At 73.3% G+C, this 26,307-nt stretch carries 21 protein-coding genes, 2 tRNA genes and 1 pseudogene; 12 read left to right on the forward strand and 12 right to left on the reverse strand.

What is annotated here, in order from left to right; genetic code table 11:
* Nucleotides 1–34: 34 nt before the first annotated feature.
* A complete protein-coding gene (locus AC3CH1_RS13270; protein ID WP_003967686.1) occupies nt 35–901 on the forward strand; it encodes an RNA polymerase sigma factor SigF in 867 nt (288 codons plus the stop codon).
* A 97-nt stretch (nt 902–998) separates the two neighbouring features.
* Nucleotides 999–1,508, forward strand: coding sequence for a hypothetical protein (locus AC3CH1_RS13275; RefSeq protein WP_488463083.1), 510 nt, complete (start codon nt 999–1,001; stop codon nt 1,506–1,508).
* A gap of 333 nt (nt 1,509–1,841) precedes the next feature.
* On the opposite strand, the gene AC3CH1_RS13280 is transcribed toward AC3CH1_RS13275, so the two are convergent.
* Nucleotides 1,842–2,057: a hypothetical protein gene (locus tag AC3CH1_RS13280; RefSeq protein ID WP_018958646.1), complete on the reverse strand. Its 216-nt coding sequence runs from the start codon at nt 2,055–2,057 to the stop codon at nt 1,842–1,844.
* Nucleotides 2,058–2,281: 224 nt separating this feature from the next.
* Between AC3CH1_RS13280 and AC3CH1_RS13285 the strand changes: the two genes are divergently transcribed.
* From AC3CH1_RS13285 to AC3CH1_RS13305, 5 genes are all read left to right on the forward strand, one after another.
* Nucleotides 2,282–2,794, forward strand: a complete 513-nt coding sequence (locus AC3CH1_RS13285) for a MarR family winged helix-turn-helix transcriptional regulator (RefSeq protein ID WP_361873266.1) — start codon at nt 2,282–2,284, stop codon at nt 2,792–2,794.
* A 127-nt stretch (nt 2,795–2,921) separates the two neighbouring features.
* Nucleotides 2,922–5,444, forward strand: a complete 2,523-nt coding sequence (locus tag AC3CH1_RS13290) for an MFS transporter (RefSeq protein ID WP_488463495.1) — start codon at nt 2,922–2,924, stop codon at nt 5,442–5,444.
* A 247-nt stretch (nt 5,445–5,691) separates the two neighbouring features.
* Entirely contained in the window at nt 5,692–6,507 is an 816-nt protein-coding gene (locus AC3CH1_RS13295; RefSeq protein ID WP_398066873.1) for a YceI family protein, read from the forward strand.
* A gap of 55 nt (nt 6,508–6,562) precedes the next feature.
* The gene (locus tag AC3CH1_RS13300) at nt 6,563–7,033 is read left to right on the forward strand and encodes a PPOX class F420-dependent oxidoreductase (protein WP_488463084.1); all 471 of its coding nucleotides are present in this window, start codon (nt 6,563–6,565) and stop codon (nt 7,031–7,033) included.
* 136 nt (nt 7,034–7,169) lie between these two features.
* Complete coding sequence (locus tag AC3CH1_RS13305; RefSeq protein ID WP_488463085.1) at nt 7,170–8,153, forward strand: NAD(P)-dependent oxidoreductase; 984 nt, start codon at nt 7,170–7,172, stop codon at nt 8,151–8,153.
* Nucleotides 8,154–8,209: 56 nt separating this feature from the next.
* Here AC3CH1_RS13305 and AC3CH1_RS13310 read toward each other — a convergent pair whose 3' ends face one another.
* Complete coding sequence (locus AC3CH1_RS13310; protein ID WP_488463086.1) at nt 8,210–9,070, reverse strand: TetR/AcrR family transcriptional regulator; 861 nt, start codon at nt 9,068–9,070, stop codon at nt 8,210–8,212.
* Nucleotides 9,071–9,198: 128 nt separating this feature from the next.
* A complete protein-coding gene (locus AC3CH1_RS13315; RefSeq protein ID WP_488463087.1) occupies nt 9,199–10,881 on the reverse strand; it encodes an MFS transporter in 1,683 nt (560 codons plus the stop codon).
* 256 nt (nt 10,882–11,137) lie between these two features.
* On the opposite strand from AC3CH1_RS13315, the gene AC3CH1_RS13320 reads away from it, so the two are divergent.
* Both AC3CH1_RS13320 and AC3CH1_RS13325 read left to right on the forward strand, forming a co-directional pair.
* Entirely contained in the window at nt 11,138–12,025 is an 888-nt protein-coding gene (locus AC3CH1_RS13320; RefSeq protein WP_488463088.1) for an endonuclease/exonuclease/phosphatase family protein, read from the forward strand.
* A gap of 512 nt (nt 12,026–12,537) precedes the next feature.
* Nucleotides 12,538–13,704, forward strand: coding sequence for a serine hydrolase domain-containing protein (locus tag AC3CH1_RS13325; RefSeq protein ID WP_488463089.1), 1,167 nt, complete (start codon nt 12,538–12,540; stop codon nt 13,702–13,704).
* 23 nt (nt 13,705–13,727) lie between these two features.
* Here AC3CH1_RS13325 and AC3CH1_RS13330 read toward each other — a convergent pair.
* The 7 genes and pseudogenes from AC3CH1_RS13330 to AC3CH1_RS13360 all read right to left on the reverse strand — a co-directional run bounded on the left by AC3CH1_RS13330 (nt 13,728) and on the right by AC3CH1_RS13360 (nt 22,537).
* Nucleotides 13,728–15,834 (reverse strand): annotated as a pseudogene (locus AC3CH1_RS13330) (glycosyltransferase family 39 protein).
* The gene (locus AC3CH1_RS13335; protein WP_488463090.1) at nt 15,831–17,213 is read right to left on the reverse strand and encodes a bifunctional glycosyltransferase family 2/GtrA family protein; all 1,383 of its coding nucleotides are present in this window, start codon (nt 17,211–17,213) and stop codon (nt 15,831–15,833) included. The pseudogene AC3CH1_RS13330 and the gene AC3CH1_RS13335 overlap by 4 nt, the downstream one beginning before the upstream one ends.
* A 25-nt stretch (nt 17,214–17,238) precedes the next feature.
* Nucleotides 17,239–19,155, reverse strand: a complete 1,917-nt coding sequence (locus AC3CH1_RS13340) for a sensor histidine kinase (RefSeq protein WP_488463091.1) — start codon at nt 19,153–19,155, stop codon at nt 17,239–17,241.
* Between the two features lie 19 nt (nt 19,156–19,174).
* Nucleotides 19,175–19,921 (reverse strand): response regulator transcription factor, encoded by a 747-nt coding sequence (locus AC3CH1_RS13345; protein WP_488463092.1) that lies wholly within the window; start codon nt 19,919–19,921, stop codon nt 19,175–19,177.
* A gap of 76 nt (nt 19,922–19,997) precedes the next feature.
* Nucleotides 19,998–20,882 carry an amidohydrolase family protein gene (locus tag AC3CH1_RS13350; RefSeq protein WP_488463093.1) on the reverse strand — a complete coding sequence of 295 codons (885 nt, stop codon included), beginning with the start codon at nt 20,880–20,882 and terminating at the stop codon, nt 19,998–20,000.
* A 22-nt stretch (nt 20,883–20,904) separates the two neighbouring features.
* Nucleotides 20,905–21,867 carry a DUF2797 domain-containing protein gene (locus tag AC3CH1_RS13355; protein ID WP_488463094.1) on the reverse strand — a complete coding sequence of 321 codons (963 nt, stop codon included), beginning with the start codon at nt 21,865–21,867 and terminating at the stop codon, nt 20,905–20,907.
* A gap of 127 nt (nt 21,868–21,994) precedes the next feature.
* A complete protein-coding gene (locus AC3CH1_RS13360) occupies nt 21,995–22,537 on the reverse strand; it encodes a hypothetical protein (RefSeq protein ID WP_488463095.1) in 543 nt (180 codons plus the stop codon).
* A 106-nt stretch (nt 22,538–22,643) separates the two neighbouring features.
* Between AC3CH1_RS13360 and sigJ the strand changes: the two genes are divergently transcribed.
* Nucleotides 22,644–23,588 (forward strand): RNA polymerase sigma factor SigJ, encoded by a 945-nt coding sequence (sigJ, locus tag AC3CH1_RS13365; protein WP_488463096.1) that lies wholly within the window; start codon nt 22,644–22,646, stop codon nt 23,586–23,588.
* Between the two features lie 95 nt (nt 23,589–23,683).
* Nucleotides 23,684–24,892 (forward strand): NAD(P)/FAD-dependent oxidoreductase, encoded by a 1,209-nt coding sequence (locus AC3CH1_RS13370; RefSeq protein ID WP_488463097.1) that lies wholly within the window; start codon nt 23,684–23,686, stop codon nt 24,890–24,892.
* A gap of 62 nt (nt 24,893–24,954) precedes the next feature.
* Here the strand turns inward: AC3CH1_RS13370 and AC3CH1_RS13375 are convergent.
* Together AC3CH1_RS13375 and AC3CH1_RS13380 are read right to left on the reverse strand one after the other, a co-directional pair.
* Nucleotides 24,955–25,027: transfer RNA gene (locus AC3CH1_RS13375), tRNA-Arg, on the reverse strand.
* Between the two features lie 240 nt (nt 25,028–25,267).
* Nucleotides 25,268–25,358, reverse strand: a tRNA-Ser gene (locus AC3CH1_RS13380).
* A 289-nt stretch (nt 25,359–25,647) separates the two neighbouring features.
* On the opposite strand from AC3CH1_RS13380, the gene AC3CH1_RS13385 reads away from it, so the two are divergent.
* Nucleotides 25,648–26,223, forward strand: coding sequence for an SSI family serine proteinase inhibitor (locus tag AC3CH1_RS13385; protein ID WP_488463098.1), 576 nt, complete (start codon nt 25,648–25,650; stop codon nt 26,221–26,223).
* Nucleotides 26,224–26,307 lie beyond the last annotated feature (84 nt).

Genomic DNA, 26,307 nt, shown 5'->3' on the forward strand with positions numbered 1-26,307 from the left:
CCACCGCGACCGTCCGCGACCTCAAGGGGGTGGCATGTCCGAAGAACAGGGCAGCTCGAAGGTGCTCACGCTCACGAAGAGCGTGCCGGCACCCGCCGTGCTCACCAGCTCGCCGGAAGCCATCGACACCCGCACGCTGTCCCGCTCCCTGTTCCTGCGGCTCGCCGCGCTCGGCCCCGCCTCGGGCCCCGAGGGAACGGACAGTCCGGAGCGGACCTACGTGCGGGACACACTGATCGAACTGAACCTCCCGCTGGTGCGGTACGCCGCGGCGCGGTTCCGCAGCCGCAACGAGCCGATGGAGGACATCGTCCAGGTCGGCACGATCGGCCTGATCAAGGCGATCGACCGGTTCGACTGCGAACGGGGTGTCGAGTTCCCCACGTTCGCGATGCCCACCGTCGTCGGCGAGATCAAACGCTTCTTCCGCGACACCTCCTGGTCCGTGCGGGTCCCCCGTCGCCTCCAGGAGCTGCGGCTCGCCCTGACCAAGACCAGCGACGAGCTCGCGCAGAAGCTCGACCGCTCGCCGACCGTGCCGGAGCTGGCCCGCGCGCTCGGGGTCTCCGAGGAGGACGTGGTCGACGGTCTCGCCGTCGGCAACGCCTACACCGCCTCCTCCCTGGACTCCCCCTCGCCCGAGGACGACGGCGGCGAGGGCTCCCTCGCCGACCGCCTCGGGTACGAGGACGCGGCGCTGGAGGGCGTCGAGTACCGCGAGTCGCTCAAGCCGCTGCTGGCCAAGCTCGCCCCGCGCGAGCGCCAGATCATCATGCTGCGGTTCTTCGCGAACATGACGCAGTCGCAGATCGGCGAGGAGGTCGGCATCTCCCAGATGCATGTCTCCCGGCTGCTGACCCGCACGCTCGCGCAGCTCAGGGAAGGGCTCATCGCGGACTGACGCCGGTCGGCCCGGCGGAGTTCGGCCGGGCTCCGCCGGTCCCCGCCGGTTCCCGCACACGGGTTCAGGTTTGACGGTCCGTCAGTCACGCTGACCGATGCGACGTCAGACATGCGGCTCCACCCGCCGCCGAGGCACCGTCATCGTCGCCTCGGCGGCCGCTCTGTGTCTGGGCGGCGGCCGCCTGGCCGCCTGCGGGAGCGGGCCGGACGACGAGGGGTACGTAGCCGTGGGCGCCGCCGCCGAGGGCGGGGACCGTTCGGCGGGCGGCGGCGGGAAGCCCTCGGGCGAGGTGACACTGGTCCCGCTGGACGGGAACGGCGGCAGCCACAGCGGCGGCGGGGAGCGCGGCCCCGGCGGTCGTGGGTCCGGCAGCCCCTCGTCCGGGCCCTCCTCCCCGGCACGCTCGGGGGCCGTCACCTTCGCCACCCACGTCATCGGGGCCCTCGGCGTCGACTGGGCGACCATCACCTCGTCGCAGCCCCTGCCCGCCCCGATCGGCGCGCGCTCGGCGCGCTCGAAGACGTACACGGTCTGCGTGGAGTCCTGGCGGGTCCCCCTGGGGATGCGCGTCGAGACACAGGACGTCTCCGCCGTGTGGGAGTGACCTTGTGGAAGTGACTGACCGTACGGCGGAGAGCCCGCCACTCACGCAAGCCGTCCGGGTACGCACGAAGGCCGCCCGGAGGTGGAGCGGCGGCCGGCTGTGCGGCTCCGCTTCCCGTCCCCCGTGCGGCCGGATCGTACGGTCGTACACGTCGCACTGTCGTACGCGTCGCGCTGTTGTACGCGTCGCGCTGTCGCACGCGTCGCGCTGTCGCACGCCTCGCTGTCGTACGTCGTGCTGCTGCGGGCCTGCCCGCTCGCGCTGCCGTGGGCCTGCCCGCACCGTCGTAGGCCTGCCCCGCACCGTCCCGGGGCGGCCCCGTGCGAGCGCGGGTCAGCCCAGGGCGAGCCAGGCCACCGCGCCGAGGACCACGACGACCGCGATCACCGCCGCGATCACCCCGGCCTTCGGCCCGGAAGAGGTCGCCGCGGGCTGCTGCCGGCGCTGCGGCTCGCCCTCGTCGACGAAGGCGCGGAACATCTGCGTGCTGCCCGCCGGGTCAGGGGTGCCCTCGGGGCCCGGCTGAGGGGCGTGGGGGTTGTGTGCCATGGGGCAGGACCCTAGCGAACTCGGGCCCACCGCCCAACCCCCGGGCCTCCCCGCACCCCGTCCGAGCCGCGTCGCCGCAGCCGGGGAACGGGCTTGACCCGGACCCTACGGAGGCTTTTGCGTTCCTTTACTTCTGCAAGGCCGTTTTCGTTTGCCTGTAGCAACCAACGGCTTCTATCGTTGCCCTAAGCAACAACATAGTCGTGAGTGTGTTGGGGGTTCCCGTGGCCGCACGGAGTAGTTACGAGGAACTGGCCCGGCAGCTCAGCGCCGTCGGGGCCGTCAAAAGGGGGCTCGCCCGCGCACTGCCCCACGAATGTCCCGCGGGATCCGCCGCCGTACTGACCCTCCTGGACCGGCACGGCGAGATGCGGATCAGTCGGCTCGCCGAGCTGCTGTCCGTGGACATGTCGGTGACCAGCCGCCACGTGGCCCATGTGGCCGATCGCGGCTGGATCGAGCGGTCTCCGGACCCGGCGGACAAGCGGTCCCGCATCCTGCGGCTGACCCCCGGCGGGCACGAGCAGCTCGACGAACTGACCCGGCGGACCACCGAGGTGTTCGCCCACAACCTCCAGGACTGGTCCGACGACGACGTCGGCCGGCTCATCGCGCTGCTGTCCCGGCTGCGTGACAGCTTCGCCTGTCGCGGATCCGGCGGCTGCGCCCCCGGACGTCACACCGGCGAGTGCAGGACCGGTCTCGGCGACGAGGCCCACACCCGTACACCTGTGTAACAGAAGCAAATTCGCACGGATAAGGAACTCAATGGCTACGACCACACCCACCGGTGTGCGGGGCGGCCACGCCAAGCACGGAGGGCACGGTGGCGCCCCCGCCTCCGGCGCCCCCGACGGCACGCCGATGACACACCGGCAGATCATGGAAGCGCTGACCGGGCTGCTGCTCGGCATGTTCGTCGCGATCCTGTCGTCGACGGTCGTCTCCAACGCCCTGCCCGAGATCATCTCCGACCTCGGCGGCGGTCAGAGCGCCTACACCTGGGTCGTGACGGCCTCGCTGCTGGCCATGACCGCCACCACCCCGCTCTGGGGCAAGCTCTCGGACCTCTTCAGCAAGAAGCTGCTGGTCCAGATAGCCCTGATCATCTACGTCCTGGGCTCGGTCGTCGCCGGTCTGTCGACCAGCAGCGGCATGCTCATCGCCTGCCGGGTCGTCCAGGGCATCGGCGTCGGCGGTCTCTCCGCCCTCGCGCAGATCGTCATGGCCGCGATGATCGCCCCGCGCGAGCGCGGCCGTTACAGCGGCTACCTGGGCGCGGTCTTCGCCGTCGCCACCGTCGGCGGTCCGCTGCTCGGCGGCGTCATCACCGACACCAGCTGGATGGGCTGGCGCTGGTGCTTCTACGTGGGCGTGCCGTTCGCGATCATCGCGCTGATCGTGCTCCAGAAGACCCTGAAGCTTCCGGTCGTCAAGCGCGAGGGCGTCAAGGTCGACTGGACCGGCGCGTTCTTCATCAGCGCCGCCGTCTCCCTGCTGCTGGTCTGGGTGACCTTCGCGGGCGACAAGTACGACTGGCTGTCGTGGCAGAGTGGCGTGATGGTCGGGGGCTCCGTCCTGCTCGGCCTGCTCTTCGTCCTCACCGAGTCGCGGGCCGCCGAGCCGATCATCCCGCTGCGCCTCTTCCGCAACCGCACCATCACCCTCGCCTCGATCGCCTCACTGTTCGTGGGCATCGCGATGTTCGCGGGCACCGTCTTCTTCAGCCAGTACTTCCAGCTGGCGCGCGGCAAGTCGCCGACGATGTCCGGTGTGATGACCATCCCGATGATCACGGGTCTCTTCCTCTCCTCGACCATCTCCGGCCAGGTCATCACCAAGACCGGGCGCTGGAAGGGGTGGCTGGTCACCGGTGGTTTCCTGGTCACGGCCGGGCTCGGGATGCTCGGCACGATCCGGTACGACACCGCGTACTGGCACGTCGCGGTCTACATGTTCGTCATGGGGCTCGGCATCGGCATGATGATGCAGAACCTGGTCCTCGCCACCCAGAACCAGGTCGCCCCCGAGGACCTCGGTTCCGCGAGCTCCGTCGTCACGTTCTTCCGCTCCCTCGGCGGCGCGATCGGCGTCTCCGCGCTCGGCGCGGTCCTGGGCAACCGGGTCACCCACTACGTCAAGGACGGCATCGCCGACCTCGGCCCGGAGGGCGCGGCGTTCGGCCACGGCGGTACCGGCGGCGGGGGCATCCCCGACCTGGACAAGCTGCCCGAGCCCCTGCGCCTGGTCATGGAGGCCGCGTACGGACACGGTGTCGGCGACGTCTTCCTGTACGCCGCCCCGGCCGCGCTCGTCGCCTTCGTCGTGACGCTCTTCATCAAGGAGGTCGCGTTGAAGAGCAGCGTGGCGACCGACGCCCCCGCCGATGCGGCCGCCGGCGCCTCGGCCGATGCCTCCGCCGCCGTCGAGACGGCCGAGATCCCCGTACCCGCCACCGTCGGCGCGGTCACGGGTCCGGTCTCCGAGGGCGCGGCCGGGGCCACCTCGGTCGACACCGCCCGTGGCTCTGCCTCCGACCCCGCCCTCGCCTACGCCTCGACCTCGGCCTCGACCTCGCCCTCGCCCTCGTACGACACCGTCGACAGCGGCGGCGTACAGGGCGGCACCCCGGTGCACGGTGTGGTGCGTGGTGCGGAGGGCGCTCCGGTCGCCCGCGCCGCCGTCACCCTGATCTCGCTGGGCGGGCGGCAGCTCGGCCGCTCCGTGGCCCGGCCCGACGGCGGCTACACCCTGGACGCCCCCGGTTCCGGCAGCTACGTGCTGATCGCCTCCGCCGACGGCTTCCAGCCGCAGGCGTCCACGGTGGTCGTCGGCGAGGAGCCGCTGGCCTTCGACATCCTGCTCTCCGGTACGAGCGGACTGGCCGGGAACGTCAAGGCCGCGGAGTCCGGCGCACCCGTCGACGGCGCGATGGTCGTCGTGACCGACGTCCGGGGCGACGTGCTGGCCACCGGCGCGTCCGGCCCGTCCGGGGAGTTCGCCTTCGGCGAGCTGATCCCGGGCTCCGTGACCGTCGCGGTCAACGCCGCGGGCTTCCGTCCGCTGGCGCTGCCGGTGGAGATCGGCGGCCAGGGCGTCACCCGCGTCGAGGCCGCGCTGCGGTCCGGTGCGCTGGTCCGGGGCGTCGTGCGGGCCGGGTCCGCCCGGAGCCCGCTGACCGACGCGCGGGTCACGCTGATCGACGCGGCGGGCAACGTGGTCGCCACCGCGACGACCGGCGAGGACGGGGCGTACGCGTTCACCGACCTGGACGCGGGCGAGTACGCGGTCATCGCGACCGGCTACCCGCCGGTGGCCGGATCGCTGACCGTGAGCGGCCCGGGAGTCGACGGGCACGACATCGAACTCGCCCACCCGGGTGAGTGACTGATCCCCGCGGAACGGGCGCGCGTGCACCTATAGGGATGCGCGCGAGCACGTGAAGGGATCGCGAAGACCCCTGGTCGGACGGCACTTCCAGCGGAGAGGCTGTCACGACCGGGTGGAAACGGGCCCCGGTGGCGGGTACGGCGAGCAGGGGACGGCCTGCCGTGACCGCCCCGGGGCCCGACCCATGCGGCCCCGGGTTCCTTCGGGGCGGCCGCGGGTCATCGAGCTAGGAGAGAGATACGGGATGGGACTTCGCGCACAGGTACGGACACGGGACGGCTGGGCGGTCCAGCACGCCGTCGTCACCGTCACCGACATGACCGGCGCCCAGGTGCTGCGCGCCGCGGCCGACGAGGACGGGGCCGTCCGGACGGACGGTTCCCTGGCGGCCGGCGCGTACACGGTGATCGTCACGGCGGTCGGGTACGCGCCCGCCGCCTCCACGGCCCTCGTCACCGCGAGCGGCCGGATCGAGGGCGGCCAGATCGTGCTGGCCCGCCAGGGCGGGGTGGAGCTGCCGCCGCCGGGCGTCTGGTCGCTGGACCCAGCGCACTCCTCGGTCGGCGCGGTCGCCCAGCACCTGGGGATCTCCAGCGTGCACGGCCGCTTCACCGACTTCGGCGGCCGGATCGAGATCGCGGAGGACGTCTCCCGCTCCCGGGTCGAGGCGGTGATCAGGGCGGCCGGCATCGACACCGGCAACGAGATGCGGGACAAGCACCTGCGCTCGCCGGACTTCCTGGACGTGGACCGGTACCCGGAGATCGCCTACCGCTCCACCGCGCTGGACCCGGCGGGACCCGACCGCTGGACCGTGCACGGCGAACTGACCATGCACGGCGTCTCACGCCCCGTGGACCTGGACCTCAGCTACCTCGGCACCGGGCCCGACCCGTGGGGCGGGGTGCGCGCGGCCTTCCACGCCACCGCCGAACTGCGCCGCGCCGACTTCGCGATGAACTACAACCAGGTCGTCCAGGCGGGCATCTCCGCGATCGGCACCACCCTGCGCGTGGAACTGGACATCCAGGCGGTACAGGGCGAGGCGCTGCCCGGTTAGCCCTCGGCGAGGCGCTGCCCCGGGCCCGCCCCGGCCCGGTCGTAGGGTGGTGGGCATGGCACCGAACATCGCGACCAACACCGCCGTGGAGCTCGACGAGTTGCTGGCGTTCGTACGCCCCCGGCACCGGGCGGTCCTGCTCACCACCCGGGCCGACGGCCGCCCCCAGGGCTCCCCGCTTACCTGCGGCGTGGACGACGCGGGGCGGATCGTCATGTCGACGTACCCCGAGCGCGCCAAGACCCGCAACGCGCGGCGCGACGAACGGGTCAGCGTGATCGTGCTGTCGGACGAGTGGGACGGGCCGTGGGTGCAGGTCGACGGTTCGGCGGAGGTCATCGACGCCCCGGACTCGGTCGAGCCGCTCGTCGAGTACTTCCGGAACATCTCGGGCGAGCACCCGGACTGGGACGAGTACCGGGCGGCGATGGTGAAGCAGGGCAAGTCGATCATCCGGGTCACCCCGGAGCGCTGGGGCCCCGTCGCCACCGGCGGCTTCCCGGCCCACCTGGCCCCGGGGAGCTGACCGCGCGATGACCGGAGAAGCCACAGGGGACGGGGAGAGCGGGAACGCCGAGACCGTTCCGCCGACGCCCGTTGCGTCGGTTCCCGTTCCGCCGGCGCCCGTTCCGGGGCAGCCCCACTCGCTCCTCGCGTGCGGGATGCCCGTCCCGACCCCGCTGCCCTCGCCCGACGCCCTCGCCAAGGCCCGGCTGCTGGTCGCGCCCTCGCTCGACGGCGGACTCGTACGGGAGCTGGAGCGGCTCACCGGGCGGGACGCGGAGCTCCTGGAGGACGTCCCCCCGACGTCCGACGGGCCCCTGCTGTGCGTGGGCGAGACGCTGCCCGACGCACTGCGGACGGGCCGGCTGCTCTGGTTCCACAGCGTCAACGCGGGGACGGACCCGCTGTTCGCCGGGGGCCCCTGGCCCGGCTCGGCGCTCCTGACCCGGACCGTGGGCCGGATGGGCGAGCGGATCGCCCAGTACGTCCTGGCCTGGATGCTCGCCGAGTGCCAGTCCGTGCCGGAGTTCACCGCCCTGCACGCCCGCGCGCACTGGGAGCGCCTCCCCTCGGAGCTCGTCGCCGGGCAGACCGCCCTGATCTACGGGACCGGCCGCATCGGCGCGGCCGTCGGGCGGCTACTGGGCGCCTGCGGGGTACGCACCGTGGGCGTCGCCCGCACGACGCGCTTCGGGCCCGCGCCGGGCACCGCCCGGGTGGTGCCCGGCTTCGACCGCGTGATCGGGGCCGCCGAGGACGACGAGGTGCTGGGCCAGGCCCGTTGGGTGATCTCCACGCTGCCGTTGACCGGGGCCACGGAGGGCTTCTTCGGGGCCGCCCGGTTCGCGGCGGTGCGCGGGGCGACGTTCGTCAACGTGGGGCGGGGCGCGACCGTCGACATGGGGGCGCTGGAGACCGCGCTGCGGGACGGCCGGGTGCGACGGGCGGTGCTGGACGTGCTGCCGGAGGAACCGGCCGGGCCCGGCGACCCGGTGTGGAAGCTGCCCCGTACGGTCATCACCTCGCACTCCTCGGGGATCACCACCGACGAGGACGTCTCCGTCGACTTCACCGCCTGCTGGGAGGCCGTGACGGCGGGCCGCAGGCCCGAGCTGGCGGTGGACGCGGGGCGCGGGTACTGAGCGTCCCCCGTCCCCCGAAGGACCGGCACGAGCACCGAGCGGCCCTCGGCGAGGCACTACTGAGCCGCTGACCCGCTCCGGTCGCGCACCGCCTCGATGCCCGCGATCAGCAGGTCCAGCGCGAAGACGAAGTCCCGTTCGCGCATCTCCTCGACCGTCTTCCCACCCCGGGCCGCCATCAGTTCGTCCGACGCCTCGGTGATCTGTCGCAGGTGCGGCTGCGCCCTGATCGTGCTCAGCGCCTGGTGGTGGTACTCGTCCTGGGTCAGCCCGGTCGCGTCGCACCGCGCCTTGAAGTGGCCCTCGACGGTGCCGAATCCGTACACGAACTGGAAGACCGCCGAGAGCGCGCCGGTCTGCCGTTCCAGGGGCAGCCCGGTGGCCCGGACGATGTCCTGGACGGCGTACGAGAACAGCATGGAGTTCGGGCCGATGTTGAGGAACGTCCCGGCCAGCGGGGAGATCCAGATGTGGCGGACGAGGAGTTCGCGGTAGCTGCGGGCCAGCTCCCGCAGCCGGTCCCGCCAGTCGGCGTCCTCGCGGGGCGGGGCGATCTCGGCGTAGACCGAGTCGAGCGCCAGTTCCAGCAGGTCGTCCTTGGTGTCGACGTACCAGTAGAGGGACATCGCGGTGACGTCCAGCTCGGCGGCGAGCCGGCGCATCGAGAACTTGGCCAGCCCGTCGGCGTCCAGCAGCCGCACCGACGCCTCGGTGATCCGGTTGCGGTCCAGGCCCACCGGGGACTCGGTCCTGCGCGAGCGCGAGGGGGCCCGGCGGTCCAGCCATACGCTGGTCCGCGCGGCGTTGTTCGCCGGATCGGTCTCGGCCCCCGCCCCGGGCCCGCCCCCGGTGCCGGCACCGGTCCCCGGCTCGGGCACGGACTCCCGGTCGGAATCGCGGTCGGACTCGGACACCATGGCGCACTCTCCTCGTCTTGCGCGGACACTCCCCCGAGCGGTCCTGCCGGAAGGGCGGGACCGAGCCGTCCTGCCGGAAGGACGGCGTACCGGACACTGACGGTCCGGTACGCGCGTCCGGTCCGATGCTATGCCGCCGGTCCCGTCGAGTCTGCCCCGTTCCCGGCCTTCCCGGCCTCGGCCTTCACAGCCCCGGCCTTCCCGGCCTCGGCCACCGGCATCTCTGTGGCGTCGGCCACCGACGTCTCCATGGCGTCGGCCACCGGCATCTCTGTGACGTCGACAGGCCGTGCCTTCGCAGCCCCGGTCGGCGACGTCTCCGCCCGCTCGGCCCGGCGCAGCAGCAGCGCCGCGAGCAGCCCGCCCGCCAGCACCGCGGCAGCGCCGACCAGTTGGCTGACCTCCAGGCCCGAGGCGAAGGCGTCCTTGATCTCCTCCCGGGCGGCGGGTCCGTCGGCGGCGGCCAGCGCCGCGGGCAGCGAGGCGGCGCCGACGGCGGCCGGGACGAGAGCGGCGAAGCGGGCGTTCAGCACCGCGCCGAGCACCGCGACCCCCAGTCCGTTGCCGAACTCCGCGAGCATGCCGTTGACCCCCGCGCCCACCCCGGCCTTCTCCGGCGGGATCGCGCTCATGATGGCGTTGGCCATCGCGGGCATCGCCAGGGCGACGCCCGCACCCATCACGACCAGGCCGAACAGCATCCCGCCGTACCCACCGTCGCCCCCGCCGAGCACCGCGATCGCGGCGAGACCGGCCGCCAGGCAGCTCATCCCCACCGCGATGACGGCGGGCGTGCCGAACTTCTGGACCATGCGCGCGCCGAGGCCCATGAGGTTGAGGACGACCACGGTGAGCGCCATCGGAGCCGTCCGCAGGCCCGCCTCCAACGGCCCGTAACCGAGGACGAACTGAAGATGCTGGGTGAGCAGGAAGAGCGATCCGGTCATCCCGAAGGCGACCAGGAGGGCCCCCGCCACCGCGCCGACGAACTTCTGGTTCCGGAAGAAGTGCATGTCGAGCATCGGGTGGGGAACGCGCAGCTCCCACAGCACGAATCCGGCCAGCACCGCGACTCCGAGAGACGCCGTCAGCAGCACCTGGCCGGACGCCCAGCCGTGCTCGGGGCCGGAGATGATCGCGAAGACGACGGCGGTCATGCCGATCGTGGAGAGCAGCGCGCCCAGCAGGTCCGGCCGCTCTCCCCGGCCGCTCTTCGACTCCGGTACGAGCCGGGCGACGGCGGCCAGGGCGATCAGGGCGACCGGGATGTTGATGAGGAAGATCGCGCCCCACCAGAAGTGGTCGAGCACGAACCCGCCGAACAGCGGACCCGCCGCGAAGCCGAGGGAGGAGACCGTGGACCAGATCCCGATCGCCTTGACCCGCTCGGCGTCGTCGAAGATCTGGACCACGACGGCGAGGGTCGTGGTGAGCAGCAGCGCGCCGCCGACCCCCATCCCGGCGCGGGCCGCGATGAGCTGGCCCGAGGACTGGGAGAGCCCGGCCGCGAGCGAGCCGACGCCGAAGAGGGCGAGGCCCACGATCAGCATCTTCTTGCGCCCGTAGCGGTCGGCGGAGCTGCCCGCGGTGAGCAGCAGCCCGGCCTGGACGAGTGAGTAGGCGTTGATCATCCACTGCACGTCGGCGGTGGAGGCGTCCAGCTCCGAGGTGAGGGAGGGGATCGCGACGTTGAGGACGGTGTTGTCGAGCAGCACCGTGAGCTGGGCCAGGCAGATGACGCCGAGGATCAGCCAGCGCCGCGGATGCCCCTGACGGGCGAGGTCTGGTCGTTGTGCGGCGGGTGCCGTCATGCGGACTCCTTGGGCTCCGGGGGTCCGGTGCGGTGACAGCTCGCTCCGGAGTGGCCGTAGCGCACGCGAGGCTCGGCGCTGTGCGGCGGCGTACGGCAGATCATTGATATACAGCGTATGGCACGTCCTGTACGACGTACAAGTCAATTCCGCGCCATCGAACCGGCCGCGCCGGTGGGGCCCGCGCGGCGGCCGGACGGTACGGTTCTCGACGCTGACCTGACAAAGTGCGCGATTTTCGGCCGGTTGGAGAGCCATGTCGCAGCGTCGCCGTACCTCTCGTATCCCTCAACTCCTGTTCGCCGCGTCCCTCTTGGGTGCGCTCGTCGCGCCGCCCGCCGCCGCCGTCACCACGACCCACCCCCCTTCCCGCGGGGACGTGCCGCTGCGGGTCGCCACGTACAACATCCACGCCGGGGCGGGCGTGGACGGCGCCTTCGACCTGGACCGTCAGACAGCCGAACTCCGTTCGATGCAAGCGGATGTGATCGGCCTTCAGGAGGTCGACCGGCACTGGGGCGACCGCAGCGAGTGGCGGGATCTCGCGGGAGAGCTGGCGCGGCGACTGCGCATGCACGTCTCCTTCGCCCCCATCTACAGCCTGGACCCGGCCCGACCGGGCGGCCCCCGGGCGGAGTACGGGGTGGCCGTGCTGTCGCGGCACCGGATCGTGAGCGCCGAGAACCACGAGATCACCCGGCTCTCCACCCAGGACCCGAACCCGGCCCCCGCCCCCGCCCCGGGGTTCGGCGAGGTCGTCGTACGGGTGCGAGGGCTGCCCGTGCACGTGTACGTGACCCACCTCGACTACCGCCCGGATCCCGCCGTCCGCGTCGCCCAGGTCGCCGACACCCGGCGGATCATGGCCGAGGACCCGGGCCCGCGGATCCTCCTCGGCGACTTCAACGCGGAGCCGGCCGCCCCCGAACTGGCCCCGCTGTGGCGGGAACTGGCGGACGCCGACCCGGGGGCGCCGACCTTCCCGGCGGGGGACCCGGTCAAGCGGATCGACTACGTGGCAGTGTCGAAGGGCAGGCCGGGCGCCGCGATCACGGTACGGAAGGCGTGGGTGCCGGAGAGCGTCGCCTCCGACCACCGGCCGGTGGTGGCGGACCTGCTGGTACGGGGAGGAAGGGGCCGGTGAGCCCACCGACGGGGCTCGGACGGACGAGCCCGGACGGGGCCCGCGACCGAGGAGTTCGTCCGCGGCCACGGGTTACGGCTCGTCGTCTCCGCCGTCGCCGAGATGGAGCGGGGCCGGAACGGGGCCCATGCCCCACGGACTCGGGCGGCAAGACCCGGCGCGCCGGGCCGATGAGCCCCGGGCCCAGCCCACACCACCCGGGTCCGGGCCGATGCCCCACGGACTCGGCCCACGGCACCCGGGTCCGGGCCCATGCCCCACGCACTCGGCCCACACCACCCAGAACCGGGCCGATGAGTCCCGGACTCGGCCCACACCACCCGGGCCCGGGCCGATGAGTCCCGGGCGGGCCGGGAGTCATCTTTTTCGGCCCGCATGCCTCCTTTTACGGCCGGCGCGCGTCCTTCTGTCCGAGGGCCGCGCCCGGTCCACCACCCGCGGACGCGCGCCGCGGGGCGCCCCCGGAGGGCAGGCCTCCGACAGCACACGCGGTACCGGACGAAGGACGACCCATGAGCACCACCACGACCCTGCCCGAACTGCTGGACGCCCACATCGCCGAGGGGTCGATGCCGGGCGCGGTGGCCCTGGTCGCCCGGGACGGGAGGACCGAGGTGGCGGCGGCCGGTACGGCCGGTACGGCCGGGTCCACGCCGATGCGGCGGGACTCGATCTTCCGTATCGCCTCGATCACCAAGCCGATCGTGGCGGCGGCGGCCATGACGCTCGTCGAGGACGGCCTGATCGCCCCCGCCGACCCGGTCGCGGCGTGGCTTCCCGAGCTGGCCGCGCCCCTGGTCGTACGGACGCCGCAGAGCCCGGTCGACGACGTGGTGTCGGCGGTCCGCCCGATCACCCTGCTGGACCTGCTGACCTTCCGGGCCGGCTACGGCTTCCCCTCCGACTTCTCGCTCCCGGCCGTCGCCCCGCTGTTCGCCGAGCTGAAACAGGGCCCGCCGCAGCCGCGGACCGGCCTCGCGCCGGACGCCTGGATGGCCGCGCTGTCCCGTATCCCCCTGTTGCACCAGCCGGGCGACGGCTGGCTCTACAACACGTGCTCCGACATCCTCGGCGTCCTCATCGCCCGGGTCGCCGACCGCCCGCTGCCCGAGTATCTGGCGGAGCGGCTGTTCGAGCCCCTCGGCATGACGGACACCGGGTTCGCCGTGGAGCCCGCCGCGCTGGACCGGTTCACCGGCTACTACCGGGCCGGGGCGGACAGCGGAAGCGACCCGGTGCTGGTCGACGGCCCGGACGGGCAGTGGAGCAGCCCGCCCGCCTTCCCGTCCGGCGCGGGCGGCCTGGTCTCGACCGTCGACGACTGGGCCGCGTTCGGCCGGATGCTGCTCGCCGGGGGTCTGAACGACGAAGGACACCGGGTGCTGGCCGCCGAGTCCGTCCGCCAGATGATCACCGACCACCTCACCCCGGACCAACGCGCCGCGAGCGGGCTGTTCACGGAGGGGCAGGGCTGGGGATTCGGCGGGGCGGTGGACATCGAGATCGCGGCCCCCTGGAACGTACGGGGCCGCTACGGCTGGATCGGCGGCACCGGCACCACGGCCCACGTCATCCCGTCCACGGGCACCGTCGCCGTCCTGCTCACCCAGATGGAGATGGCCGGGCCCGCCGCTCCGCAGGTGATGCGGGACTTCTGGACGTACGCGGCCGGGTTCTGAGCCCGCCCGCGTACGCCCCGTCCTCAACCCGCGGGCCGTGTCAGGTCGTAGAACGTGGCGCTGCCGACGGCGACCTCGGTGAAGTTCTCCGTCACCCAGGAGGAGATCCGCGACGAGGTAGCGGAGTTGCCGCCGCCCCTGCCGCCGCCTTCCGTCCCGCCGTCCGGGCCGCCGCCCAGCTCTCCGCCCAGCTCTCCGCCCGAGACGAAGTAGTGGATCTTCCCTTCGGCGACGTGACTCCTGAACTGGGCCAACGTCGGTGACGGGTCGCTTCCGTTGAATCCGCCGATCGTCATCACGGGCTCGCCGGAAGCGAGTTGGTAGCCGGCCGCGTTCTGCGCGCCGACGGCGGCGGCGACCCAGGTGTAGTCGTCCGCGTCCTTCTCCAGGAGCGCCTTCGCCTCGGCGTCGACGGCCGCGCCGTTGAGCAGCCCGCCCAGGCCGCCGCCTCCGCCACCCCTCATCCCTTCGCCGAAGCCGGGGGCCGTGCCCGTGCCCGCCCCCGCGCCCGCCCCCGTACCGCCGGGCGGGGTCCCTCCCAGTGCCGTACCTCCGGGTGCGGCCCCTCCCGGCAACGTAGGCATGCCGCGCTGCCCGCCGTCACCGCCGCCGGGTCCGCCCCGGCCGCCGCCACCGCCCCCGGGCCCGCCCCTGCCGAAGCCGGCCGAAGGTCCGGCGGTCACGATCGAGCCCTGGTGGCCGCTTTTCAGGGTGGAGACGGTGTACGCCGCCGGCCCCGCCAGCGACGCCGCGCAGCTCAGCCCCACCACGGCGGCCGTCAGCCCCCGGCCGCCGATCCGGCCCACGGCCGGCAGCCCGAGCGCACCGATCAGCCCGGCCGCCAGGACCGCCCACCGCAGCCACGGCAGGTAGTCCGGTGTGCGGCCCAGCAGGACGTACGCCCAGACCACCGTCACCACGGTCGTGCCCGCGAGCACCGCACGCGGCCACCACGCGCCCCGCTCCTCCCACAGCACCGTGACGCCCATGGCGACGAGCGCCGCGACGTACGGGGCGAGGGCCACCGTGTAGTACTGGTGGAAGATCCCGGCCATGAAACTGAACACGGCCGCGGTCATGACCAGCGCACCGCCCCAGGCGACGAGCGCGGCCCGCGCGGAGTCGGTCCGGGCCGCCCGTCGGGTCAGCCAGAGACCGGCCACCAGCAGGATCAGCGCGGCGGGAAGCAGCCAGGCGATCTGGCCGCCGACCTCGGAGTCGAACATCCGGCCGATGCCGGTCTCACCCCAGCCACCGCCGCCCCCACCGCCACCGCCACCGACGCTCCCGGTCTCCTCGCCGTTGATCCGGCCGAGCCCGTTGTAGCCGAACGTCAACTCCAGGAAGGAGTTGTTCTGCGAGCCGCCGACGTACGGGCGCGAGGAAGCCGGCGTCAGCTCCACGATCGCGACCCACCAGCCGCCGGCGACGACCGCCGTCAGCGCGGACAGGGTGAGTTGGCCGAGCCGCTTCGTCACGGGAACGGGGGCGCACACCGCGTACAGCACGGCCAGCGGCGGCAGGATCAGGAACGCCTGGAGGGTCTTCGTCAGGAACGCGAACCCGACCGCCGCGCCCGCCCAGAGCAGCCACTTCGTCCGCCCCCGCTCCAAGGCCCGCAGCACGCACCAGACGCTGACAGTCATCAGCAGGGCGAGCAGCGCGTCCGGGTTGTTGAAGCGGAACATCAGCGCCGCGACGGGAGTCAACGCGAACACGCCCACCGCGATCAGCCCGGCGACCGGCCCGAAACGACGGCGTACGGCGGTGTTCAGCACGGCCGCCGTGGCGAGCGCCATCAGGACCTGGGGGGCCAGGATCGCCCAGGAGTTCAGCCCGAACAGCCGCACCGACAGGGCCATCGGCCAGAGCGCGGCGGGCGGCTTGTCGACGGTGATGGCGCCTCCGGAGTCCAGCGAGCCGAAGAAGAGTGCCTTCCAGCTCTGGCTGCCCGCCTGGACGGCCGCGGAGTAGAAGGAGTTGGCGTATCCGGAGGCGCTGAGGTTCCAGAAGTACGCGAGGCCGACGGCCAGCAGCAGCCCGTACAGCGCCGGGCGCGCCCAGCGGGGGGCCTTCCCGACCGGTCGGCGGCGTGGCGACGGGCATCGCGGGAGCGGCGGGCGTGGTCATCGGACATCCTCGGGTTCGTCGCGGACCGGGAGGACGGCCGCCGCGGGCAACGGCCGCCCCACGTGGTCCCGTTCGGTGGTGCGACGCTCGGGGAAGACCCAGGCGCGCAGGAGCAGGAAACGCAGCACGGTGGCCGCGAGGTTGGCGATGATCAGCACGGCCGGCTCCGTGCCGTGCGCGGGCGATCCGCTCGTCGCCCCCAGCGCGGCCAGCGAGCCGCTGGTCAGCGCGAGGCCGACGGCGAAGACCACGAGCCCCTGCGCCTGGTGGCGGACGGCCCCGCCCCGGCCCCGTACCCCGAAGGTGAAGCGGCGGTTGGCGGCCGTGTTGGCGACGGTGGAGACGAGCAGCGCGCCGCCGTTGGCGAGCTGCGGGCCGACGCCGAGCCGGAAGAGGGAGTACAGCGCGAGGTAGAACAGCGTCGACAGCGCGCCCACGCAGCAGAACCCGACCAGTTGGCGGGCCAGACCACGCTCCACCCCGGCCAGCGCGCGGTCGCGCGGGTCGTCCCCGAAGGGCCGGGCCAGCCGGTCCAGGGGCAGCGCGCCGACGGCCAGCGCCCGCCCCACCCGCCACACCCCTCTCAGATCCTCGACGGCCGTCCGCACGATCCGGACCGTCGACGCGGGGTCGTCGATCCAGTCGACGGGCACCTCGTGGATGCGCAGCCCGGCCCGCTCGGCGAGGACCAGCAGCTCGGTGTCGAAGAACCAGCCGCTGTCCTCCACCATCGGCAGCAGCCGCTCGGCGACCTCGCGCCGGATCGCCTTGAACCCGCACTGGGCGTCGCTGAATCCGGCGGCCAGCGAGGAGCGCAGGATCAGGTTGTAGGCGCGCGAGACGAACTCCCGCTTCGGCCCCCGCACCACCCGCGCACTCCGCGCCAGCCGGGAGCCGATGGCCAGGTCGGAGTGGCCGGAGATGAGCGGGGCGACCAGCGGGAGGAGGGCGTTGAGGTCGGTGGAGAGGTCGACGTCCATGTAGGCGAGGACGGGCGCGTCGGACTCCGCCCAGACCGTACGCAGCGCCCGCCCCCGTCCCTTCTCCGCCAGCCGCACGTACCGCACCCCGGGCAGCTCCGCGGCGAGCGACGCGGCGACGGCGGGGGTGGAGTCGGTGCTGGCGTTGTCGGCGACGGTGATGCGGAAGGGGTACGGGAAGGTCCGCGCGAGATGGCCGTTCAGCCGCACGACGCAGGGGCGGAGGTCCTTCTCCTCGTTGTACACGGGGACGACGACGTCGAGCACGGGGACGTCGGCGGCGGTGGCCGGGCCACGGGCCGGGAGGTGCTCCCTGACCGGCAGACGGGCGCGCTGCACGCCGCCCCCGCTGCTGCGGCCGGTGGCGCCGGGGCCGCTCCGGAGGCTGTCGGTTGTCATGCTCCGACGTTCGCCAACCGCGCTGTCACACCGGTGTGCTGAGCCTGTCCCCGCCCTGTGAGTGCGCCCTGTCCCTGCCCTGCGGGTGCGCGCCGTCCTTGCCCTGCGGGTGCGCGCCGTCCTTGCCCTCTGAGGGCGTGCGGAGCGCTTCATGCGCTTCCGCCGGCAGCTCGATCACGAACACCGTGCGGCCCGGCTCCGACTCCACCCGTACGCGCCCGCCGTGCGCGGAGACGACGGCCTGCACGATGGCGAGGCCGAGCCCGGTGGACCCGGCCGCCCTGCCCGTACCGGCCCCGCGCGAGCGGGAGGCGTCACCGCGGGCAAACCGTTCGAAGACGTGCGGCAGCAACTCCGGGGGGATGCCGGGCCCGTCGTCGCCCACCTCCAGCGTGACCGGCCCCCCGGGGCGCGCGGACGGCCGTACGGCCACGGTGACGGTGGTCCCCGGCGGGGTGTGGGCGCGGGCGTTGGCCAGCAGGTTGACCAGCACCTGCTGGAACCGTTCGGGATCGGCGCGTACGGTCACGGGCTCGGCGGGCAGCTCGAGCCGCCAGCGGTGCAGGACATCCGGGCCCGGCGCACTCCGGTCCGGGAGGCCCTGGCCCGGCGCACCCAGGCCCGGCGCACCGTAGCCCGGCGCACCCAGGCCCGGCCCACCCGGGCCCGGCCCACCCGGGCCCGGCCCACCCAGGTCCTGCGCACCCAGGTCCTGCGCACCCAGGTCCGGCTTACCCCGGTCCGCCGCACCCAGGCCCGGCGCACCCAGGCCCGGCGCACCGTGGCCCGGCGCACCCAGGTCCGCCGCCCCCCGGTCCACCACCCCGGCATCCCCACCCGGCGCCCCCCGGTCCGCCGCCCGGGCGTCGCTGATCGCGTCCACGACCAGCGGCAGCAGATCGGTGCTCCCGTACGAGAGCGGGCGCCCGGCGTCCAGTCGGGCCAGCAGCAGCAGATCCTCCACCAGGCCCGTCATCCGGTCCGCCTCCGACTCGATCCGCCCCAGCGCGTGCCGGGTGACCGGGTCGGGCCCCGGCGCTTCCCGGCCCCCGGCGGCCCGCCGGGTCAGCTCGGCGTAGCCCCGGATCGAGGCCAGCGGAGTGCGCAGCTCATGGCTGGCGTCGGCGACGAACTGCCGGACCCGCGTCTCGCTCTCCTGGCGGGCGGCGAGCGCCGAACCGACGTGCCCGAGCATCCGGTTGAGCGCCGCGCCCACCTGCCCGACCTCCGTGCGCGGATCGGCCTCGGCGCCCGGGACCCGCTCCAGGAGGGCCACCTCGCCGCTGTGCAGGGGGAGTTCGGAGACCCGGGTGGCCGTGGCGGCGACCCGGCGCAACGGCCGCAGGGCGACCCCGACGAGCACGGTGCCCGCGATCGACGCGGCCAGCAGCCCGGCGGCGGTCACGCAGACCTCGACGACGATCAGGGTGGTCAGCGCACCGCTCACCTCGGCGCTGGGGATGCCCACGAGGACGGTGTACCCCTCGGCGGTGGTGGCTGCCTCGACCCGGTAGCCGCCGAGCCCCGGAAGGTCGACGCTCCGGGCACCCTCGCCGGTGGTCGCAGCGGCCGCCTCCAGGGCGCTCCGCTGCTCCCCGGTCAGCGGCTTCGCGCTCTCCTGGGCCCGCAGCCCGCTGTCCTCGACGACCTTCGACGCGGTGACGTCCCCGTCCTCGCCGAGCAGGGCCCCGAACGTGCCGAGCGGCTGCCCGCCCCCGCCGACGAAGCCGAGCGGACCCGCCTCGCGCAACGCCTGCGGCACCGGGCCCGGCGGACGTTGGGCGCGCTCGGCGACGGCGTGCAGCTGGTCGTCGAGCTTGCCGTACAGGTAGCTGTGGAAGGCGATCGCGGTGACGGACCCGATGACAGCGGCGACGACGGCGATCAGCGAGACGGCGGAGACGACGAGCCGCGTCCGCAGCGTCCACGGCCGCCGCGGCACCCCCACACCGCCCCGGCCCCTACTCACCCGGCTTGATCAGATACCCCGCGCCGCGCCGGGTGTGGATCATCGGCGTGCGCCCGGCGTCGATCTTCTTGCGGAGGTAGGAGATGTAGAGCTCCACGACGTTGGCCTGACCGCCGAAGTCGTAGTTCCAGACCCGGTCGAGGATCTGCGCCTTGCTGAGCACCCGGCGCGGATTGCGCATCAGGAAGCGCAGCAGCTCGAACTCGGTGGCCGTGACGTGGATCGCGTCCCCGCCCCGGCTCACCTCGTGGCTGTCCTCGTCGAGCACCAGGTCCCCGACGACGAGCGTGGACTCAGCGCGGCCGGCGGCGACGGCCGAGCCCGAGCGGCGGATGAGCCCGCGCAGCCGGGCCACGACCTCCTCCAGGCTGAACGGCTTGGTCACGTAGTCGTCGCCGCCCGCGGTGAGCCCGGCGATCCGGTCCTCCACGGCGTCCCGGGCGGTCAGGAAGAGGACCGGCACATCGTCGTACTCGCGACGCAGCCGGCCCAGCACGGACAGCCCGTCCATGTCCGGGAGCATCACGTCCAGGACCACCGCGTCCGGGCGGAAGTCCCGCGCGGCCCGGACGGCCCCGGCCCCGTCCCCGGCGCTGCGCACCTCCCACCCCTCGTACCGCAGGGCCATCGAGAGCAGCTCGGCGAGCGGAGCCTCGTCGTCCACGACCAGGACCCGCACGGGGGTGCGGTCCGGCCTGAGCAGTTCGGTACGCGCCTGGGGCGAGGTCGTCGTCGTCATGGGGACCACTCTGTGAGGCACCCGTGAGAGAAGCCTGACCCGTTCCTGTGAATTCCCTGAGAAAGCGGCGCGGCTTCTACTGGCCCTGTACGGGGAACAACGCGGCGGCGTTCCCGTGGCAGACCGCCCGCAACCACTCCTCCCCCATCCCGAGCCGCTCCAGCGCCTGGAGCTGATGGACGTACGGGTAGGGGATGTTCGGGAAGTCGGTCCCCAGCAGGATGCGGTCCCCGAGGTCGGCGAGCCGCCCCCGCTCCGCCGGCGGGAAGGGGCTGAACCCCTCGCTGAAGTCGGTGAACGCCATCGTCGTGTCGAGCCGGAGCTCCGGATACGCCTCCGCCAGCGCCAGGAACTCCGCGTACTCCGGCATCCCCATGTGCGCGACGACCAGCCGCAGCCGGGGGTGACGCGCCAGCAGCCGCCCGATCGGCTCCGGCCCGGTGTGGGCCCCCGGCGCGGGCCCCGACCCGCAGTGGATCACCACCGGAATCCCGGCCTCCGCGAGCAGCCCCCACACGGGGTCCAGGAGCGGGTCGTTGGGGTCGTACGCGCCGACCTGGAGGTGCGACTTGAAGACCCTGGCCCCCTTCTCGACGGCCTCCTTCACGTACACCTCCCCGTCCTCCTCGGGGAAGAGGGTCGCGGTGTGCAGACAGTCGGGGGTCCGGGCGGCGAAGTCGGCGGCCCAGCCGTTCAGCCAGCGGGCCATGCCGGGCTTGTGCGGGTAGAGCATGGAGGTGAAGCGCAGCACCCCGAACGACCGCAGCACCGCCAGCCGCGCCTCCTCCTCGTACCGGTAGGTGATCGGCCACTCCAGGCCGGTGAGGGGCCCGGCGGCGTCGAAGTAGGCCCACACCTTGCGCAGGACCCGCTCCGGCATGAAGTGGGTGTGCACGTCGATGATCCCGGGCAGTCCGAGCCGCTCCCAGAACCGCACCACGTCATCGCTCTCCGGCCCCACGGACGCTCTCCTCGATCGACGGTCAGAACAACCCACCCTGCACACCGCCGCCGCCGATGTCGATGAGGGGGACACGTACATCACCCTCCGCCACGGCGGACACCGCCCCCGTGGACGCGGCCTCCGCGGATACGGCCCCTGCGGACGCAACCTCCCCGGATACGGCCCCCGCGGGCACGGCCGCGAGGTCCCACCCGGTGATCAGCCGCGTGTCCAGGACGACCACGCCCACGCCGTCCACCGCCAGATGCAGATCGGGCCCGGCCGCAGCGACGAGCCGCCCCGCGACGACGCCCCCGTCGACCAGCTCCCGCACCGACCGCACCGGAGCGGGCGCCCGGTCGATCCCGAAGGCCGACGCCTGATCGACGACTTCGAGCGGCAGCCGCTCCAACGACTCGGGCCAGCCGCGCCCTTCGAGCCGCGCGGCCCGCCCGTACAGCTCCGCCACCTCGGCGGCCCGCTCCTCGGGCCCGGGAAGCCGCCCGCGCACGGCCCGCTTCCTGGCGTACGGGATCCGGTCGGGCACTCCGAGGGCCGCCCGCAGCACCTCCTCGGTCCGCCGGGCCGCCATGAGCGGCCCCCGCCCCAGCCAGCTGAAGACCACGGCCCCCTGCTCCCGCAGCCGGGCCGCCCCCCGCTCCTCCCCGGTGATCCCGACCTTGACCATGCCGGGCCCGAACCAGGCGAGGTACACGCGGTACGTCCGGGGGTCGTCCGCCATCGTGTCGGCGGCCACCGAGTGCGCCCGGTCCAGCCGCGCGCACTCGGCACACCGCCCGCCGGTCGAACGCCCCGGCACCACAGCGCCCAGCGGGCACGCATTCCCCCGGGCCCCCACGCAGTGCCGCTCCCCGAGGGCCCGGAACCCGAGGCCGACCCCGTACGCGAGCACGCTCACCCGCCGGTCACCGCCCCTGCTCCACCCCAGCTCGGGCACCTGCCCCGGCCACCGCACCCCGGCGCACCACCACCCACCGGACACCCGGACCCCGCTCTCTCCTCCACCGGCACCGGAGCACCGGTCGAACCCACCGTCCGGGACGCGGACGGCCTCGCGCTCTCCGGCCGCAACCGCTTCCTGACCACCGCGGAGCGGCGGCCCGGCGATGCTACGCGTAGCCTCCGACACCCTCGATCCGCCGCCGCATCGCGGCCATGCGCCGTTCGAACCGCCGGTTGAGCCAGATGATCCAGCCCATGAACCCCACGCCGAAACCGAGGCCCCACAGCCCGATCGGCACGTTGCCCGCGGCGAACCAGAAGAACGGCATGGTGAGGAAGAGCAGCCCGAGGAAGGGAAGGGCCCACCACCGGTTGCGCCGCAGCTTCTCCTCCCGCCGCCGGATCAACCGCACCATGGCGACCTGTTCGGCCGGGTCCTCGGGCAGTTCACCGTTCTTCGCGATGCGCCGCTCCAGCTCCGGCACCCGGGCGGCCTCGGTACCCACGGCACGCGCGTCCCGCCGCCGGCGCCGCGTCAGAAGCCACGTCATCAAACCCGCGTAGACGAACCCGCCGACCAGAATGCCCGGCCACCCCGACCATCCGTAGAAGGCCAGCTGGATACCGACCCACACCACCAGCACCAGCAGCCCCATCGCCCACCACCGGTCCTGCCAACGCTCTTCCCGCCCGTGCTCCTTCGAGCTCATCGCCGACCTCCGAGAGGAACGGGACCGTCACGCCCCGTACAACGTCGGTTACCCCGCCACCGGCCCTCCGAACGACCGCCCGCGGACGGCCGTTATGATCCGGCCCATGGCGCTGACCGGGAACCAGACGGACCTGTTCGCGGCTTCCATGCCCCGGCTGAAGGCCATCGCCTACCGCCTCCTCGGCTCCGCGAGCGATGCCGAGGACGCCGTCCAGGACACCTTCCTACGCTGGCAGTCCGCCGACATCGACCGCATCGAGGTCCCCGAGGCCTGGCTGACGAAGGCCCTCACCAACCTCTGCCTCAACCAGCTCACCTCGGCGCGCGCCCGCCGCGAGACCTACGTGGGCCAGTGGCTGCCCGAACCGCTGCTCGCCGGGGACCCGATGCTCGGCCCCGCCGACACCGTCGAACAGCGCGAATCGGTCTCGTACGCGGTCCTCGCCCTCATGGAGCGCCTCTCCCCCAACGAGCGGGTGGTGTACGTGCTGCGGGAGGCCTTCGACTACCCGCACCGGAGGATCGCGGAGATCCTCGACATCACCGAGGCCTCCGGCCAGCAGATCTTCCACCGCGCCAAGAAGCACATCGCGCAGGGCAGGGCCCGGACCGAGATCGACGAGGCCGCCGCCCGGCGGATCGTCGAGGAGTTCCTCACGGCCGCGACCAGCGGCCGGACCGAACCGCTCGTCCGGCTGCTCACCGCGGACGCCGTCGCGATCGGCGACGGCGGCGGAAAGGTCCCGGCCCGCGCGAAGCCGTTCGAGGGCGCGTCGGCCGTCGCGAAGTTCATGCGGAGCCTGTTCACCCCCAACCAGGCCGCTCGCAACCTCCTCGGCGGCACGGCGGAGGTCCACGTCTCGTACGCCAACGGGCTGCCCGCGCTCGTGGTAACCGTCGACGGCCGGGTCATCGGCGTCATGTGCCTGGAGATCACGGCGGACGGCATCGCCGCGTTCCGCAACCAGGCCAACCCCGACAAACTCGAACGCGCGACACGTCAGTGGGCGGCGACGGCCCACGGAGAACCGGCCCTCCGCATCTCCTAGCCCCCCTCGTGGCGCAGGTCACATCGCCCCCCTGTCAGGAATCGCCGGGCTGCCCGGTTCAAGGGGCGAAACCGCGCGAGACAGGAGCGAAGGACATGCAGCAGAACCTCCAGCAGCACCGCGTCATCGTCATCGGAGCCGGCTACACCGGAGCGAGCGCCGCCGGACGCCTCGCCAGGCGGCTGCGCCGCGAGGACGTCTCCATCACCCTCGTCAACGCCGAACCCGACTTCGTCGAGCGCGTCCGGATGCACCAGCTCGCGGTGGGCCAGGAGCTCCGACCCCGCCCCTTCCACGAGATGTTCGCCGGCACCGCCGTCCGGCTGCGCCTCGGCGAGGTCACGGGCATCGACGCCGACCGCCGAACGGTCTCCGTCGCCGACCCGGACGGAACCGGTGAGCCGGAGACCCTGCCGTACGACACCCTCGTGTACGCCCTGGGCAGCGCCTGGAACACCCACGCCGTCCCCGGCGCCGCCGAACACGCCCACGACATCGCCGGCCGCCCCGGCGCCCTGCGCCTGCGCGACCGCCTGGCCTCCCTCGCCCCCGGCACGCCCGTGGTCGTCGTCGGCGGCGGCCTCACCGGCGTGGAGGCCGCGACGGAACTGGCCGAGACCCGCCCGGACCTGGACGTCTCCCTGGCCGCCCGAGGAGCACTGGGCGACTGGCTCTCCCCGAAGGGCGCCAGGCACCTGAGGAAGGTCTTCGCCCACCTGCGGATCACCGCGCACGAACACACCACCGTCACCGCCGTGGAGGCCGACCGCGTCACCACCACCGAGGGCGACATCCCGGCTGCGGTCACGGTCTGGACGACGGGCTTCGCGGTCCACCCCATCGCCCGGGCCACGACCCTGGAGACCGCCGACAACGGCCAGATCGTGGTCGACGACACGATGCGCTCGACCTCGCACCCGGACGTGTACGCCATCGGCGACGCGGCCCTGGTCGCGGGCCCCGGCGGCAAGCCCCTGCGCATGTCCTGCGCCTCGGGCGTCCCCACCGCCTGGCAGGCCGCCGACGCCATCGCGGCCCGCCTCACCGGCACCAAGCTCCCGACCATCTCGGCCCGCTACTTCAACCAGTGCGTCTCCCTCGGCCGCAAGGAGGGCCTGATCCAGTACGTCACCGCCGACGACCGAGCCGTCAGCGCGGCCCTGACCGGCCGCGCGGCCGCCCTCTACAAGGAACTGGTCTGCAAGGCCGCGGCCTGGGGCGCAGCGAACCCGACGATGGGCCTGCCGACCCGCCGCCGCCGGGTCACGGCGGAGCGAGCGGCGGTGCCCGCCGAGGCCGCCTAGAAACTGCTCCCGGACAACGCGAGAGGCCCCCGGGATTTCTCCTGGGGGCCTCTGGGCTGCTGTGCACTCGGCAGGATTCGAACCTGCAACCTTCTGATCCGTAGTCAGATGCTCTATCCGTTAAGCTACGAGTGCTTGGCGTTCCGGGCTTTTTTCTCCCCGGTCGGCGTTGCGAGAACAACATTACATGACCTGCGCCGTGACGCGAAATCCATTAGTCGCACCACTGCCGACCTGCGGAAACAGCCTCCCGAGGGCCGTCTCGGCCACCCTCCTGAACCAGCCATGAACCGGGTGCCGCCTCCCCCTCCGCGCGCTCGCGCGTCCCGGAACGGCCGAAGCCCCGTGCCAGGGGCACGGGGCTTCGGGTCGGGGCGGAGGCGGAGGGATTTGAACCCTCGATGGGCTTTAAGACCCAAACCGCATTAGCAGTGCGGCGCCATAGACCGGACTAGGCGACGCCTCCAGCACACCTCGCGCGGACGCGAGTGGTGCGTGCAGATGATGACACAGTCGAGCGTCGTGCCACCAATCGCCGCACACGTTACTAGGCCCCCGGGGGCCAGGGCAAAGCAGTTCGGCGTGGTGCCGCAACGTCCGGGCGCGGTGCGCGTTAGAGAGGGGTGGGGGCCCCGGTCTCCGTCAGTCGTCGTCGCCCGTCAGTCGTCCGTCAGCCGTGGCGCCCGGGCGGGTCGGTGATCACCCGTGACCGCCGCCCGTGGCCGACCCCGCTGCAGAGATCCTGGAGCTTCCGCATGCTGCGCCGTCTCGCTCTCACCGCCGTCGTCTCGCTCGCCGCGCTCGCCACCGCCGTGCCGGCGTCCACCGCCACCGCTTCCGGCCCCATGGCCTCGGGTCCGACGCCCGCCGCCGTGCCCACCTCTGGGCCGTTCGCCGCCGCCCGGCCCTCCCTCGGGCCGCTGCCCATGCCCATCCCGCTGCCAGGGTTCCTGGAGGGCGGGGGCGGGAAGGGCGCGGGGAAGCCGAGCGAGGTCCTGACGCGGCTCACCGTGTCCGTCGAGAACACCGGGGTCGCCGGGGCCGACGGCACCTTCGAGCTGGAGTGCGGGCCCACCGGGGGCAGTCATCCGCAGGGGCAGGCGGCCTGTGACCGGCTGGCGGAGGCCGGCACCACCCGGTCCGGGCGGCAGGAGCTGTTCCGGCCGACCCCGGAGGGCACGATGTGCACGATGATCCACGGCGGCGACGCCACCGCGCGCATCGTGGGCACCTGGGAGGGGCGGGCCGTGGACACCACCGCGAGCCGCCGCGACGGATGCGAGATCGCGCGCTGGAACAGCCTCGTGCCGGTGCTCCCGGACGTTCGATAGTCCGTCGCCGACGGCGTAAATGCGCTCGCCTCCGTGTATCTGCCGCAGCCGGCTCCGGGGGCCCGCGCGTCCCTAGGGGGTCGG

This window comes from Streptomyces sp. MGP-P1 (assembly GCF_057766565.1).